Source organism: Pseudomonas sp. RW3S2, from assembly GCF_014268955.1.
Classification (GTDB): domain Bacteria; phylum Pseudomonadota; class Gammaproteobacteria; order Pseudomonadales; family Pseudomonadaceae; genus Aquipseudomonas; species Aquipseudomonas wayambapalatensis.
The window spans coordinates 334,551-347,831 of record NZ_JABWRM010000003.1 but is presented as its reverse complement, the minus strand read 5'-3'; the positions used below and the strand labels follow the sequence as shown (position 1 = coordinate 347,831).

At 62.5% G+C, this 13,281-nt stretch carries 12 protein-coding genes; 7 read left to right on the top strand and 5 right to left on the bottom strand.

The window, feature by feature from the left end; genetic code table 11:
* Nucleotides 1-60: 60 nt before the first annotated feature.
* Nucleotides 61-1,359, bottom strand: a complete 1,299-nt coding sequence (locus HU748_RS06740) for a site-specific integrase (RefSeq protein WP_186719774.1) — start codon at nucleotides 1,357-1,359, stop codon at nucleotides 61-63.
* A 731-nt stretch (nucleotides 1,360-2,090) separates the two neighbouring features.
* Between HU748_RS06740 and HU748_RS06730 the strand changes: the two genes are divergently transcribed.
* From HU748_RS06730 to HU748_RS06715, 4 genes are all read left to right on the top strand, one after another.
* The gene (locus HU748_RS06730; protein ID WP_186719772.1) at nucleotides 2,091-3,137 is read left to right on the top strand and encodes an N-acetylmuramidase family protein; all 1,047 of its coding nucleotides are present in this window, start codon (nucleotides 2,091-2,093) and stop codon (nucleotides 3,135-3,137) included.
* A 1-nt stretch (nucleotide 3,138) separates the two neighbouring features.
* Nucleotides 3,139-3,759, top strand: a complete 621-nt coding sequence (locus tag HU748_RS06725) for a hypothetical protein (RefSeq protein ID WP_238343296.1) — start codon at nucleotides 3,139-3,141, stop codon at nucleotides 3,757-3,759.
* Nucleotides 3,760-3,865: 106 nt separating this feature from the next.
* Nucleotides 3,866-4,276: a hypothetical protein gene (locus tag HU748_RS06720; protein ID WP_186666740.1), complete on the top strand. Its 411-nt coding sequence runs from the start codon at nucleotides 3,866-3,868 to the stop codon at nucleotides 4,274-4,276.
* Between the two features lie 9 nt (nucleotides 4,277-4,285).
* The gene (locus tag HU748_RS06715; protein ID WP_186719770.1) at nucleotides 4,286-6,226 is read left to right on the top strand and encodes a hypothetical protein; all 1,941 of its coding nucleotides are present in this window, start codon (nucleotides 4,286-4,288) and stop codon (nucleotides 6,224-6,226) included.
* Here HU748_RS06715 and HU748_RS06710 read toward each other — a convergent pair.
* The gene (locus HU748_RS06710) at nucleotides 6,220-6,978 is read right to left on the bottom strand and encodes a transporter substrate-binding domain-containing protein (protein WP_186719768.1); all 759 of its coding nucleotides are present in this window, start codon (nucleotides 6,976-6,978) and stop codon (nucleotides 6,220-6,222) included. The two genes, HU748_RS06715 and HU748_RS06710, sit on opposite strands and share 7 nt — an antisense overlap.
* Nucleotides 6,979-7,110: 132 nt before the next feature.
* On the opposite strand from HU748_RS06710, the gene dnaX reads away from it, so the two are divergent.
* The 3 genes from dnaX to recR all read left to right on the top strand — a co-directional run bounded on the left by dnaX (nucleotide 7,111) and on the right by recR (nucleotide 10,255).
* On the top strand, nucleotides 7,111-9,171 hold the full coding sequence (gene dnaX / locus HU748_RS06705) for a DNA polymerase III subunit gamma/tau (RefSeq protein WP_186719767.1): 2,061 nt from the start codon (nucleotides 7,111-7,113) through the stop codon (nucleotides 9,169-9,171).
* Nucleotides 9,172-9,233: 62 nt separating this feature from the next.
* Nucleotides 9,234-9,569 carry a YbaB/EbfC family nucleoid-associated protein gene (locus HU748_RS06700; protein ID WP_186666736.1) on the top strand — a complete coding sequence of 112 codons (336 nt, stop codon included), beginning with the start codon at nucleotides 9,234-9,236 and terminating at the stop codon, nucleotides 9,567-9,569.
* An 83-nt stretch (nucleotides 9,570-9,652) separates the two neighbouring features.
* A complete protein-coding gene (gene recR, locus HU748_RS06695; protein ID WP_054893641.1) occupies nucleotides 9,653-10,255 on the top strand; it encodes a recombination mediator RecR in 603 nt (200 codons plus the stop codon).
* A 29-nt stretch (nucleotides 10,256-10,284) separates the two neighbouring features.
* Here the strand turns inward: recR and HU748_RS06690 are convergent, their stop codons facing one another.
* The 3 genes from HU748_RS06690 to HU748_RS06680 all read right to left on the bottom strand — a co-directional run bounded on the left by HU748_RS06690 (nucleotide 10,285) and on the right by HU748_RS06680 (nucleotide 13,134).
* The gene (locus HU748_RS06690; RefSeq protein ID WP_054893642.1) at nucleotides 10,285-11,283 is read right to left on the bottom strand and encodes a sulfate ABC transporter substrate-binding protein; all 999 of its coding nucleotides are present in this window, start codon (nucleotides 11,281-11,283) and stop codon (nucleotides 10,285-10,287) included.
* A 93-nt stretch (nucleotides 11,284-11,376) separates the two neighbouring features.
* Entirely contained in the window at nucleotides 11,377-12,213 is an 837-nt protein-coding gene (locus HU748_RS06685) for an ion transporter (protein ID WP_186666735.1), read from the bottom strand.
* Between the two features lie 45 nt (nucleotides 12,214-12,258).
* A complete protein-coding gene (locus HU748_RS06680) occupies nucleotides 12,259-13,134 on the bottom strand; it encodes an urea transporter (RefSeq protein ID WP_186719766.1) in 876 nt (291 codons plus the stop codon).
* Nucleotides 13,135-13,281 lie beyond the last annotated feature (147 nt).

Genomic DNA, 13,281 nt, shown 5'->3' with positions numbered 1-13,281 from the left:
GACGAGATTGGGGCTGGCAATCACGCGTTCATGACGGCTCTTGAATCCTGCGGCCTCGTACTAGTGTAGGTTTATTTGCACTAGCGCTTCTAACATCGCCTTCAGCGGGCTTCTGCTCCCGTAAATGCTGAACGTAACGGCCCCGTCTTCATGACCGACGATCCGCTTGATCAACGAGTCCTGCACGGCTGCATCTCGGAGGTCATCGATTAGCGTGTGTCGGAAGCTATGAAAAGTCTTACGTGGGTCGGTCACGCCTATCTTCGCCTTGTAGCGGCCGAACCACTTTGATGGGGCGTGGCCGAGCTTGCCTCGTACTGCTTCCAGTTCAGGGAACACGCGATCAGCCCCTGATGCCTTGACTGACGCAACGTGCTGTAGGAGGCCCAGGTCTAACAGGGCAGGATGTATAGGGAGGATACGACGGCTGCTAGCGTTCTTGAGGTTCTGGCCCTTACCGCTGTCATCAATGCGGATGCACGGGATTCCCTGTTGCTCGATGAAGTCATCAACCCGCAACTGGCACAGCTCTTCCAGTCGTGCCCCGGTCGACCTTCCCATTAATGGCAGCCAGTAGCGCCATGGGTGCTTGCGTGCTTCCTTTCGCAGCGCTTCATGATCCAGCAGGATCGCAAGATCGCGGCGGTCAAAGGACAGGCGTGCTTCCTTTGCTGATCCCGTCATCACCTTCATTCCAGCGAGAGGATTGTCTGCGACATATCCGTTTGCCTTGCACCAGTTCATGAAGGCCGTGAGCTTGCGGAGCCGGTTGTTCACAGTGACAGCGGTGATGGTCTTGTAGTTGCTAGCTGACTCGACCACCTGCTTCAAGGTCTTACCCTTGAACTCTGGGCGTAAGCCGAAGTACTGAGGGCAGCGGCTAAGGCGCTCCTTTAGTAGGCGAGCTTGCTGAACGTCGAAGGCTACCGCTGGCATATCACCCATCAGCTCGAACAGTTCTGCTAGGGCGCGCTCAACGTCATCGGTGCTGCTTTGCCGCCATATGCCACCACGCTTCCCTTCCTCTATATACAGCTTGGAGAGAGTGGCCAGTGTGGAGCCTTCACCTCTTGGCTTCAGTGCGGCTGCTGGAGCTGTCCATGGTGCGGTTGCAACGGCTGGCTCGGGTGGCGCTACTCGCCATTGCTCACACAACGCACGCAGCGTCTCAGGGGCTGTTAACGGGTGTTCGCACAGGTGGCTGTTCACCTGCTGAACTAAGGATGAGGCTAGGAAGATGGCTGCCTGGCGCTCACGTACATGCAGAGAAATTCGAAGTGTGTGCCGGTTGGGAAACAGGCGCTTTGGCAGTCGAAGGTTGAGGTAGTAAACGGACTGGCGGCGGACGATGTAGGCCATGAATGAGCACCAGAGTGGACCAGTAGAGTGGACCAATTGAGTGGAACAATTCTGGTCACACCCCAAGCTCTGCGAGTCCGTGCTGAATGTCTGCACGTGTAGATGGCATGCTACCTCATCAGCCTGAAACCCTTGCCCCATAAGGCCCGCATTGATTCCCGAGCATGCTTGCATGCGATCTGGTCAGGCCCGGAAGGGAGCAGCCACAGCGGGAACATCGAGTGCCGGGGTGTGGCTGGTGGGGCTGCCTCCATTTCTCTCGAAGTCCTGCTCTCGAACGGCTTTCGCTTTTCACCGCCTGGTGATCCAAAGCGTTACGCACCGTACGCCTAGCCCTCCCTGCTTTTGCTTACCCCGCCACTTGGTCCCATTGTCAACGTTTACGCGTGAACTGCTGTTCCGTAACCGTCGAGCCCCATTGGCTGCCTTGCTCTTCATTAGTCAGTTCGAAGCCCAGCGATTCGTAGAGGTGCCGGGCGGGGTCGATCATTGTTGAGGTCTCGCCAGGAATGGTTGCGTAGTACAACCATCTTTGGTTGCATCATGCAACCATCCGTTGACCCATGGGCAGTTTCGCTGTGGGTGAAGACTGCTTCACAGCCTTGAGGTCCGGTTCTGGACAAGTGAAAACACCCTTGTTAGTTTGCGTCCGCCATATATTTCAAAATATGACAGTGACACTTGAGTGATATTGATCTGATATCAATTTATGACGAGCAAGGACGCATTGAATGAAAAGCCTGCAAGGTTTGCCCAGTCTTATCAGCGCTTCGGTAGGCACGCCCGGTAAAGCCCGAAACTTGCCCGCCGATGTTCAATGTATCCAGTACCTGTTCAATCTACTCATTCCGCGGCTCGGTTTTCCGTTGCCCGAGAATGGCCGTTGCGACGGGCAGTTGGTACAGCGCATCAGTCAGTACCAGTTTCGTCATCTGAAGTACGCGCATCCCGATGGCGTCGTCGATCCGAATGGGCGCACCTTCAACAGCCTGGTCGAGGAGGCTGTTCGAGTACCGGTCAAGTTGATTCCCGCGCTGCGCCTGCCAACCTTCATCAATGTCTTCGCCAATAATGTCGACGCCCAGGTGCAGGCCACGGTCAATCATTACCTGGACCGGATGCGCGCGGTAATCGAAGCCGAGCGGCGCAATCGGCGGATGGTGCTGCAGGTCACGTGCGATGGCGGCATGACGCTCAGCGACAGCGACTTCCAGAACGCTGCGACTCAATTGGGCAACGGGATTTCAGCCAACCTGATCAAGGCATTTGCCACGGTGGAGTCGGGTGGTCGTTCGGGTTTTGGGCCGGCCAAGCTGCCGGTGATCGCCTTCGAGGGGCATCACTTCCAGCGCTATACCAAGCACAAGTACGACCAGACTCATCCGCTGCTCTCGTACAAGTACAAGAAGAAAGCCGGCCCGCAGTGGCAAGCCAATAACAAAGACCAGACCAAGGCCTGGGAAACCATGGCCACGGCGTTTGGGCTGGATCAGGAGGCGGCATTGAAGTCGGCGTCCTGGGGTATGTTCCAGATCATGGGTTTCAACTTCGCCGATTGCGGACATGCCAATGTGTTTGAATTCGTCGCAGCCATGAAACTCAATGCCGGGCAGCAACTCAAAGCCTTCCTCGGTTTCTGCAGCAAGAACCCGTCGTTTATCAAGGCGGCGAAGAACAAGGATTACGCCGGCATGGCCGCCAGTTACAACGGCAAGGATTACGGCGACTATGACGTGCGTATCAAAAAGGCCTACGAAGCACTTGAAGGGAAGAAGTGACATGGCAAAAAGTTTCTCTCGCCGACTGACTGTTCTGGCCGCCGCACTGCTGGGATTGTCCGGGTCTGTTCATGCAAGCGCCGCCGTACTGAAGCCTGGGCAATACGATGCGCTGATGCTGGCGGTCACGCCGGATCGCCAGGTGGAGGGCTACTATTCCGAGACCCTTGGCGAAGGTGTGACCCGGCATTGCACCTTCTACCTCAAGGGGCAGATCAGCGGCGATGGGGCGGTTGCGCTGGCCACCTGGGAAGATCAGACCTTCCCCGGCAGCCTTGCGGCCACGGGCGATGGCGTCACCCTCACCGTGGCACGCGGCCGCGAGCATCCCGGCTGCGTCAGTGTGCTGATGCCGGAGATCGCCACGGGGCTGGAGCTCAGCCGCTATGCGGAAAAGCCCTGGATCGCGCTGCTGACGGTCACTGCCGACAAGGCCTATCTGCGCAAGCAGGCGGGCAGCAGCGCGAGCAAACGACCCTATATCGTCAAGGGCGATGTAGTGGGCGTGCTGGCCTTCAAGGACGGCTGGGCCAAGGTCGAGTTCATCAACCAGGACGACCGCTCGTTCACGGGTTGGATCAGTCAGGATCAGTACAGTCGACTCGTTGTGCCCAAGGGCTGAAGCTGTGTGTGGGTGACGGGCCGAGCCCGCCGTACCTGCATTTATCGGCAAACAGGCTTATGATGCGCCTCTCGCAGCCCACCCATTTCTGAGAGAGGCCATCAGCATGGATCAGGTTGACGATCTGACCCGCCAGCGCATCCGCGACTGGCAAGCGCGCCGCCTGGAGATCAAGGACCAGATGGCCTCGCACCCCGAGCGCACCCTTGAGCTTTCGAAAGTACTCGACCAGATGGAAGAGGAACACGAGCGCATCCTTGGCGAAGCCACGCCCGCAGCCGACACCATAGCAGCAGTCGATCAGGCGCCGGGGCTGGATTTTCGCCTGAGCGTTTCGGCGCGCAATGCCCAGGACCTGCGCAAGCTGCTGGAGATGGCGCTGCACGAGCTCGATAGCGCGCTGGCTGCCGAAGCCCGCTGCGAGAATGACGCGCGGCGTGTCTATCCGGGCGGCATGTCCGGCTCCCTGGGCGCCTACGCCTATGAACTTGAAGCCAATCCCGACACCAGCGAATGACCTGCGCGCATGCAACCTGAACATTACGACTTCGCCGACACCGTGTATCTTCCCGTCGCCCTGGAGGTGTGCCAGGGCCTGCTCGAGGACGCCTCCGGGCTTGATGGGTTGAGCGATCCGGAGCTGGCGGCGGTGCTGGTGATCCAGAACCTGTCCCAGGCGCGCGAGCAGGTGCTCGACCCTGCGGCAGCGGAAAAGGTGCTGGCCAAGTTGCTGCAGTGGTCGGTGCAGGGTCCGCATTCGCCGGGCGTGGGGCTGGGGTCCGAGGCGCGCCGGCTGTTCGATGCGCGCAAGCTGTATTTCGGCCTGGAGGTCATCAAGGGCTCGCGCTTGCAACTGCTGGGGGCCGAGGAGGTGGCGCAGCGCGAATACTTGTTGGAAGACGGCACCTGGGACATGCGCTTCAGGTCGCTTCGCCACCCGCGCCACAATCCGTTCAGTCAGCAAGCCATCACAGGCTTCGATAAAGAGCGCTGGCTGACCCGCGAACAAGACAAGTTGCTGCGAGTGCTGCGCGCCAACCCTGACGAGGACCTGCATGTGCAGGGCTATGCGGGCATCGGCAAGAGCTACCTGCTGGGAGCGCTTATCGATTGCCTGCCCAGGGGGCGGGTGCTGGCACTGGCGCGCACGCCCGGCAAGCTCGACGCCCTGCGGCGGCGTATCGGAAAAGGCTCCAAGGCTGGCAAGACGTTCGCCGAGTTTGCCCAAGCCCTGCTGAGCGTGCCTGGGCGGCCTGCCGCACGCGCATCGGCACGCCTGCCGGGCAAGCGTGCGGTGGCCGAAACCTTGAACATCCTGGGCTTTCGCCAGTACGACGGCGAGAAGACCCTGGATATCTGCCTGGAGCTGCTGAAGAACTACTGCGAGTCACGCGATCACAGCCTCGCCGCGCGCCACCTGCCGCACTTCGCTCAGGCGCTTTCGCGGCTGGACAGCCAGGTGCTGCTCGAATACGCCAGCCGCCTGTGGGCCTACCTGCAGGACAACCCTGCCTGGGATCGCCAGACCGGCTTCCCCACGTTGCTGCTGCTCAAGCGCGCCAGCCTCGCTGGCCACAGTGTGCCGAACCGCTACAGCCATGTAATCGTCGACGAGAGCCAGGACATGCCTGGCCCGTTGTTGCAGATCATCGAGCGGGGCCGCCAGGTGTTGATCACGCTGGGTGACGAATACCAGCGTGCCGACGGGCCCGGACTGCGCCGCGCGCGTCAGGTGCGCCAGCGTGATATCGCCTTCTCGGTGCGTTGCGGGCCGAAAGTGGAGCGGCTGATCAACCCGCTGATCGGTGTGCATTCGCAAAAATCCAAGCTCGCCTTCGAAGGCGCCGGCAGCGTGGATGTCGGCATCGAGTACTACCCCCTCGATTTCGTGCCGCCGCAAGGCTGTGTGGTGCTTACCGCATCGCCCTGGGATTCGATGAAGTGGGCCATGCAACTGGCCGACAACCAGTGCCGGGTGGGCTTCTCCGATAACGTTGGGATGCAGCGTTTCATGTCCAGCGCCGTGCAGTTGTTCCGTGCCGACCTTTATGGCGCGGGCAGCGATGGCCAGGACACGCACGCCTATTTCGCCCACGCGCTGAACTGGCGACAAGTGCATGAGGACAATCGCTTCGACGAGTCATTCCTGTGGGTCGAGGCGCGGCTGCAGGACGGTTTTCGGATTGCCGAACTCAACGCCTTGTCGGCACGCTTCTCCAATCAGCCGGGCAGCCTGTTGCTGATGCCGGCGCAGGAGGCCGGTGGGCAGGAGTTCGATCACGTGCTGTTGACCCAGGAACTGATGGCGCTGAACCCGTTCAAGGATGCCTACGCCTTCGACAACCGGGTCTGCGCGGTCTATATCGCGCTGTCGCGTGCCCGGCGCCATCTCTATCTGCCCTACGATGTGGACGAGTGGGTGGCCTACCACAAGGGCCAGAAATTCCGCGAGTCGCACGGCTACTGATCGGCCGACAGCGCCTCCTGCACCCGGGTGTAGCGTTCGATGATCCGTTCGATCTCGCCGGACTGCTTGAGGCGCACCAAGGCGCGCAGCACCTGCTGCGCCGGAATGGCCGGGTCGTTGCGCACCATGCAGCCCAGGTCCTGCGCTTCCAGCAAGGCCAGCGGGCGCAGGCGCTGCTCCCGGGGTTGCTGGCGGTTGAACCATTGCAGCGACAGTTGGTTGCTCACCGCATAACGATAACGGCTGGCTTGCAGTTTCTGCAGGGCCAGGTCCTGGTTGCGGCTGTCTTCGCGCTTCAGTAGACGCTGCGCGAACAGCGGGTCCAGGGCCGGGTAGGTGTAGCCCAGCACCGTACCGATGGCTTGTGTGGGCAGTTGCGCCAGGCCGCCGGGCAGGCTGTCGCCGGCACGCCCGACCAGCAGGTCGCGTTGATGGATCAGCGGTACGCTCCAGATGAACTCACCGGGCCGTTCGTTGAGCCAGTTGCTGGCCACGTAGCAGCGCACGTCGATGTCGCCATCGGCCATGGCCTGCTCCAGGCGCAGGCGTGCCATTACGTGGTATTGCGGGCGCACCCCGGCTTCACGGGCCAGGGCCTGGATCAGGTCGAAGAGAATGCCTTCCACCGGCACATCGCCCTCGGTGCGCATCAACGGCATGCTCCAGCTCTCCGCGACGGAGAAGCGCAGCGCAGGCTGCTCGGCAAGGCCGGTGGAGCACCATAGCAACAGGATGGCGAGAAGTCGCCGCACGTCTATCCTCCTTGGACTTTCTATGTTCACCGGCAGCGTCCAAAGTCTAGACGAGCCTGGCAGGGTGCAATTTTGCCCCCGCTCCGCTAGCATTAGCGATCTTCCGCTCGATCAGGCTGCGATGGTTTTTTGATGAGTTATCAGGTTCTTGCACGTAAATGGCGCCCGCGCTCGTTCCGCGAGATGGTAGGCCAGACCCATGTGCTCAAGGCATTGATCAACGCCCTGGACAACCAGCGGCTGCATCACGCCTACCTGTTCACCGGCACCCGCGGGGTCGGCAAGACCACCATCGCGCGGATCATCGCCAAGTGCCTGAACTGCGAGACCGGTATCACCTCCACACCTTGCGGCACCTGTTCGGTATGCCGGGAAATCGACGAAGGCCGCTTCGTCGACCTGATCGAGATCGACGCCGCCAGCCGCACCAAGGTCGAGGACACCCGTGAACTGCTCGACAACGTGCAGTACGCGCCCAGCCGCGGACGCTTCAAGGTCTACCTGATCGACGAAGTGCACATGCTTTCCACCCACTCCTTCAACGCCTTGCTCAAGACGCTGGAAGAGCCGCCACCGTACGTCAAATTCATCCTCGCCACCACCGATCCGCAGAAGTTGCCGGCCACCATTCTTTCGCGCTGCCTGCAGTTCTCGCTGAAGAACATGAGCCCGGAGCGGGTAGTCGAGCACCTCACGCACGTGCTCGGTGCCGAGAACGTGCCATTCGAGGAAGATGCCCTGTGGCTGCTTGGCCGCGCCGCCGACGGCTCGATGCGTGATGCCATGAGCCTGACCGACCAGGCCATCGCCTTCGGCGAGGGCAAGGTACTGGCCGCCGATGTGCGGGCGATGCTCGGCACGCTCGATCATGGCCAGGTGTACGGCGTGCTGCAGGCCTTGCTCGAAGGTGATGCCCGGGCGCTGCTCGAGGCGGTGCGCGCCTTGGCCGAGCAGGGGCCTGACTGGAACGGCGTGCTGTCCGAGATGCTCAACGTGCTGCACCGGGTCGCCATCGCCCAGGCGTTGCCCGAAGCGGTGGACAACGGCCAGGGCGATCGCGACAAGGTGCTCGCGCTAGCGGCTGCGTTGCCGGCCGAGGATGTGCAGTTCTACTACCAGATGGGCCTGATCGGTCGGCGCGACCTGCCGCTGGCGCCGGATCCGCGCGGTGGCTTCGAGATGGTCTTGCTGCGTATGCTCGCGTTCCGTCCGGCCGATACCGATGACGCGCCGAAACCTGCGCTAAAGCCGGTGGGGATCAGCCAGGCCACAGCTGATCCAGCCAAGCCGGTGGCAACTGCGACCGTGGTTGCCGAGCCTTCCGTGGTTGCCGCTGCGCCTGAGCCTGTTGCGCCGCCCGCACCAGTGGTCGATGAAGCGCCCGCCGCCGAGCCGGTCGCTGCTGTTGCGCCCGCTGTGGCGCCGGAGCCGGCCCCTGTGATGGAACCTGAACCCGAGCCCGAGCCAGCCGTTGCGCCGCCAGAGGCAGTGGTCGACCTGCCATGGGAAGAACCTTCCCCGCCCGTCGCAGCCCCGGCGCCGGTCACCCCGGCCGTTGTCGCGCAGCCTGCTGGCGAGGAACCGGACTACGACGAGCCGCCCTTCGATCCGTCGGCCTATGCGTCGGTCGGCATGGAGCGCGACGACGACGGCCCGGATGACGACTATTACGCACCGCAAGCCGATCCGGCAGGTTTCAGCTACCTGGACGAGCTCGCCGAGCATATCCAGGAAGATGCCCCTGCGGCGGCGCCCGAGCCTCTGCCCGCGGCGCAACCGGCCACGGGCCTGGCCTTGCAATGGCTGGAATTATTCCCACAGTTGCCTGTCTCCGGTATGACAGGCAACATCGCCGCGAACTGTACGCTGATCAGCGCCGATGGCGATGACTGGCTGCTGCACCTGGACCCAGGCCAGGGTGCGTTGTTCAACAGCACCCAGCAACGCCGGCTCAACGAGGCGCTCAACCAGCATCTGGGGCGTACGCTGCGCCTGCAGATCGAGCTGGTTCGCCCCGAGCAGGAAACCCCGGCCCAGGCCGCCGCGCGCAAGCGCGCCGAGCGCCAGCACGATGCGGAGCTGTCGATCGAGCAGGACCCGCTCATCCAGCAGATGATCAAGCAGTTCGGCGCCCGGGTGCGGCACGATACAATCGAACCTGTAGACGCGGCCCTGGCAAACCCTGGGCAGTGAAGCGAACCCCTTGCGCCCGGCCTCGTGCCGGCCGCACATACGACCCAATCGAGGATTCTCCCATGATGAAAGGTGGCATGGCCGGCCTGATGAAGCAGGCTCAGCAGATGCAGGAAAAAATGGCCAAGATGCAGGAAGAGCTGGCCAACGCAGAAGTCACCGGCCAGTCCGGTGCAGGTCTGGTCAGCGTGGTGATGACCGGTCGTCACGACGTCAAGCGCGTCAACATCGACGCCAGCCTGATGACCACCGATCCGGACGACAAGGAAGTCCTCGAGGACCTGATCGCCGCCGCACTCAACGACGCCGTGCGCAAGGTCGAGCAGAACAGCCAGGACAAGATGGGCAGCATGACCGCCGGCATGCAACTGCCGCCTGGTTTCAAGATGCCGTTCTGATCGACGGTTTGCAGCACATGGGGAGCACGATCGACTGATCGCTGCTCCCTTCTTCATTCTGTACCACTGACAGGCCTGCCTACATGAGCTTCAGCCCCCTGATCCGCCAACTGATCGATGCCCTGCGTGTGCTCCCGGGTGTCGGCCAGAAAACCGCCCAGCGCATGGCCCTGCAGTTGCTCGAGCGCGACCGCAGCGGCGGCACGCGCCTGGCCCAGGCCCTGAGCCAGGCCATGGAGGGTGTTGGCCATTGCCGCCAGTGCCGCACCCTGACCGAGCAGGAATTGTGCCCGCAGTGCGCCGATCCTCGCCGCGATGACACCCAGCTGTGCGTGGTTGAGGGGCCGATGGATGTGTATGCGGTAGAGCAGACCGGCTACCGTGGTCGTTACTTCGTGCTCAAGGGGCACCTATCGCCGCTCGACGGCCTGGGCCCGGAGGCGATTGGAATTCCGCAACTGATGGCGCGGATCGAGGAGCAGGGCACCTTCAGCGAGGTGATCCTGGCGACCAACCCCACGGTGGAAGGCGAGGCGACGGCGCATTACATCGCCCAGTTGCTGGCCGAGAAGGGCCTGACTGCCTCGCGGATCGCCCATGGCGTGCCGCTGGGCGGAGAGCTGGAGCTGGTGGACGGTGGCACGCTTGCGCATGCCTTTGCCGGGCGTCGTCCTATCTCGCTGTAAGTGTTGGGGCGCAGCGCGCCCCAAGCCAGTTACTTATTGGTGTAGATCTGGTCGAACACGCCACCGTCGTTGAAGTGGGTCTTCTGTACGGTGCGCCAGTCACCAAAGGTCTTCTCCACCGAGAGGAAGTCGACTTTCGGGAAGCGGTCGGTGTATTTGGCCAGGACCGTGGCATCACGCGGGCGCAGATAGTTCTGTGCGGCGATTTCCTGAGCTGCCGGCGACCACAGGTACTTGAGGTATTCCTCGGCCACCGCGCGGGTCTGCTTCTTCTCGACGACCTTGTCGACCACGCTCACCGGCGGTTCGGCTTCCGCCGACACGCTTGGGTAGACCACCTCGAACTGATCACGACCGAACTCGCGGGCGATCATCTCGGCTTCGTTCTCGAAGGTGACCAGCACGTCGCCTATCTGGTTGGTCATGAAGGTCGTTGTGGCAGCGCGGCCGCCAGTGTCGAGCACCGGTGCCTGCTTGAACAGCTTGCCGACGAAATCGCGGGCCTTGGCTTCGTCGCCGCCTTGCTTGAGGACGTAGCCCCAGGCCGAGAGGTAGGTGTAGCGGCCGTTACCCGAGGTCTTGGGGTTGGGCACGATCACCTGTACGCCATCCTTGAGCAGGTCCGGCCAGTCTTTCAGCGCCTTCGGGTTGCCCTTGCGCACGATGAACACGGTGGCCGAGGTGAACGGGGCGCTGTTGTTCGGCAGGCGGGTAACCCAGTTGTCCGGCACCAGCTTGCCGTTGTCGACCAGGGCATTGATGTCAGTGGCCATGTTCATGGTGATGACATCGGCCGGCAGGCCGTCGATCACCGCCCGCGCCTGTTTGCTCGAACCGCCGAAGGACATCTGCACATTGACCTTCTCCTTGTGCTCTTCTTCCCAGTGCTTCTGGAACGCCGGGTTGTAGTCCTTGTAGAAATCGCGCATCACGTCGTAGGAGACGTTCAGCAGGGTCGGCGCGGCCTGGGCCAGGTTGCCGAGAGCCAGGCCTGCGGCGAGCAGCGAGGCGCTGAAGAGTTTTTTCACAGGGGCGTTCCTTGTTGTGAGTGAAAGTTTGGCAATGTGCCAGCAACTATAACCTTTGGTTCTTGAGCCATTAAAGATCAAAACAGACTTTGCTTATGCCTGCTCGGTCACTGTCTTGGGGAACAACGCATTGCCACAGCGCGAACAGAATGCCGCCGTCGGCTCATGGGTTTTCTTGGCACAGGTCGGGCAATCGTGGCGCAGCTGTTCGCCGCGCATGGCGTTGGCCAGCTCGGCGGTGAAGATCCCGGTGGGCACTGCGATGATCGAGTAGCCGATGATCATCACCAGCGAGGACAGTACCTGGCCCAGCGGCGTCTTGGGCACGATGTCGCCGAAGCCGACTGTGGTCAGGGTGACGATGGCCCAGTAGATGCCCTTGGGAATGCTGGTAAAGCCGTGCTCGGGCCCTTCGATCACGTACATCAGCGTGCCGAACACGGTCACCAGGGTCGAAACGCTGACCAGGAACACGATGATCTTCTGTTTGCTGCCGCGCAACGCCTCGAGCAGATAGTGCGCCTGCTTGAGGTAGGGGCTGAGCTTGAGCACGCGGAAGATCCGCAGCATGCGGATCACCCGAATGATCAGCAGGTACTGGGCGTCGCTGTAGTACAGGGCGATGATCCCCGGCACGATGGCCAGCAGGTCGACCAGGCCGTAGAAGCTGAACGCGTAGCGCAGCGGCTTGGGTGAGCAGTACAGGCGGGTGAGGTACTCGGCGAGGAAGATCGCCGTGAAGCCCCACTCGATGCCGGCCAGCAGGCCGGAATAATTGCGGTGCACATCGTCGATGCTGTCGAGGATGACGGTGACCAGGCTGGCCAGGATGATCAGCAGAAGGATCTTGTCGAAGCGTCTTCCAGCGACGGTGTCGGTCTGGAAGACGATCACATAGAGCCGCTCACGCAGGCTCGCAGGGGTGTTCATGGGCTCGTTCCGTTATGCGTTGCGGGTGAGCCTAGGGCCTGCTTCTCAGCCGTGCAAGCGCTGCGCGCTGCGCCGCCGCCCCTGTTGCACAAGGTGGCTGCCCAGGTGCATCAGCCAGCAGGCGATGACGAACGGGGCGGTGAGCGCCGGCAGCGGCCACAGGCTGGACAACGCTTGCAGCAACAGCGCCAAGGCGATGGCCAGCAGGGGGATCCAGGGGCGCTCGCCCTGGCGGCTGAACGCCAGGGCGGCCAGCGCCGCATTGAAGCCATACAGCCCCATCCAGGCCACCGCAGGTTGGTCGGCCAGCAATGCCGCACCGCCGCCGATGGTCGAGCCGAGCAGGGCCCAGAGCGCCGCATAGGGGTTGGCGACCAGCATCCCTAACACGATCAGCAGGCCTGCCAGGGGCTCGTCCAGCAGGAATATCTGGCCCAGGCCGCGCAATACGCCGTGCAACGGGTCGGGCGCGGCCTGCGGGATGGCCAAGGGTTCGGCCGCCAGCAGGATGATCCAGCCGAGCAGCACGAAGGGCGCGGTGTAGGCGACCAGCAAGGTGCCGCCGCGCTTGCGCCACTGGTGGGTGAGGATGCTCGACAGGCCACCGGCGGCGAGGATCAGTGGCGGCAGGATCGCTGACCAGGGCAGCACCGCGCAGATCAGCACGCCGATCAGCACGCCGTTGTAGCAATACAATCCGGCCTGGCGGTCGGCGCGTTCATAGCCGCGCCGTTGCGCGGTCAGCAGGCCGGCCAGTGCGCCGAGCAGCGCGCCGCCGACCAGGTCGGGCGCAGTGAGGAGGATGGCCAGCAGGCAGCACAGGCCGCACAAGGGACTGCGCAGCAGCAGCACCTGGCTGAAGCCATTGAGCAGTGCCGTGGCCCAGTCGGGGCACGGGTTGACGAAATTCTTGGTGTACATGGGCAGTCGGCAAGGTGAGTGAAAGGCGCTGGGCCTCTTCGGGCCTCGGTTGTGCGCCATCGGATTGTTTTTTGTAGGAGCGGGCTCGCCCGCGAACACGGGCGCAGCCCGTGCCATTCACCGCGGTGCCCTTTTCGCGGGCAAGTC

Coding starts and splice junctions, on each gene's coding strand:
- HU748_RS06740 (WP_186719774.1), bottom strand. CDS start 1,359: ATGGCCTACATCGTCCGCCGCCAGTCCGTTTACTACCTCAACCTTCGA.
- HU748_RS06730 (WP_186719772.1), top strand. CDS start 2,091: ATGAAAAGCCTGCAAGGTTTGCCCAGTCTTATCAGCGCTTCGGTAGGC.
- HU748_RS06725 (WP_238343296.1), top strand. CDS start 3,139: ATGGCAAAAAGTTTCTCTCGCCGACTGACTGTTCTGGCCGCCGCACTG.
- HU748_RS06720 (WP_186666740.1), top strand. CDS start 3,866: ATGGATCAGGTTGACGATCTGACCCGCCAGCGCATCCGCGACTGGCAA.
- HU748_RS06715 (WP_186719770.1), top strand. CDS start 4,286: ATGCAACCTGAACATTACGACTTCGCCGACACCGTGTATCTTCCCGTC.
- dnaX (WP_186719767.1), top strand. CDS start 7,111: ATGAGTTATCAGGTTCTTGCACGTAAATGGCGCCCGCGCTCGTTCCGC.
- HU748_RS06700 (WP_186666736.1), top strand. CDS start 9,234: ATGATGAAAGGTGGCATGGCCGGCCTGATGAAGCAGGCTCAGCAGATG.
- recR (WP_054893641.1), top strand. CDS start 9,653: ATGAGCTTCAGCCCCCTGATCCGCCAACTGATCGATGCCCTGCGTGTG.
- HU748_RS06685 (WP_186666735.1), bottom strand. CDS start 12,213: ATGAACACCCCTGCGAGCCTGCGTGAGCGGCTCTATGTGATCGTCTTC.
- HU748_RS06680 (WP_186719766.1), bottom strand. CDS start 13,134: ATGTACACCAAGAATTTCGTCAACCCGTGCCCCGACTGGGCCACGGCA.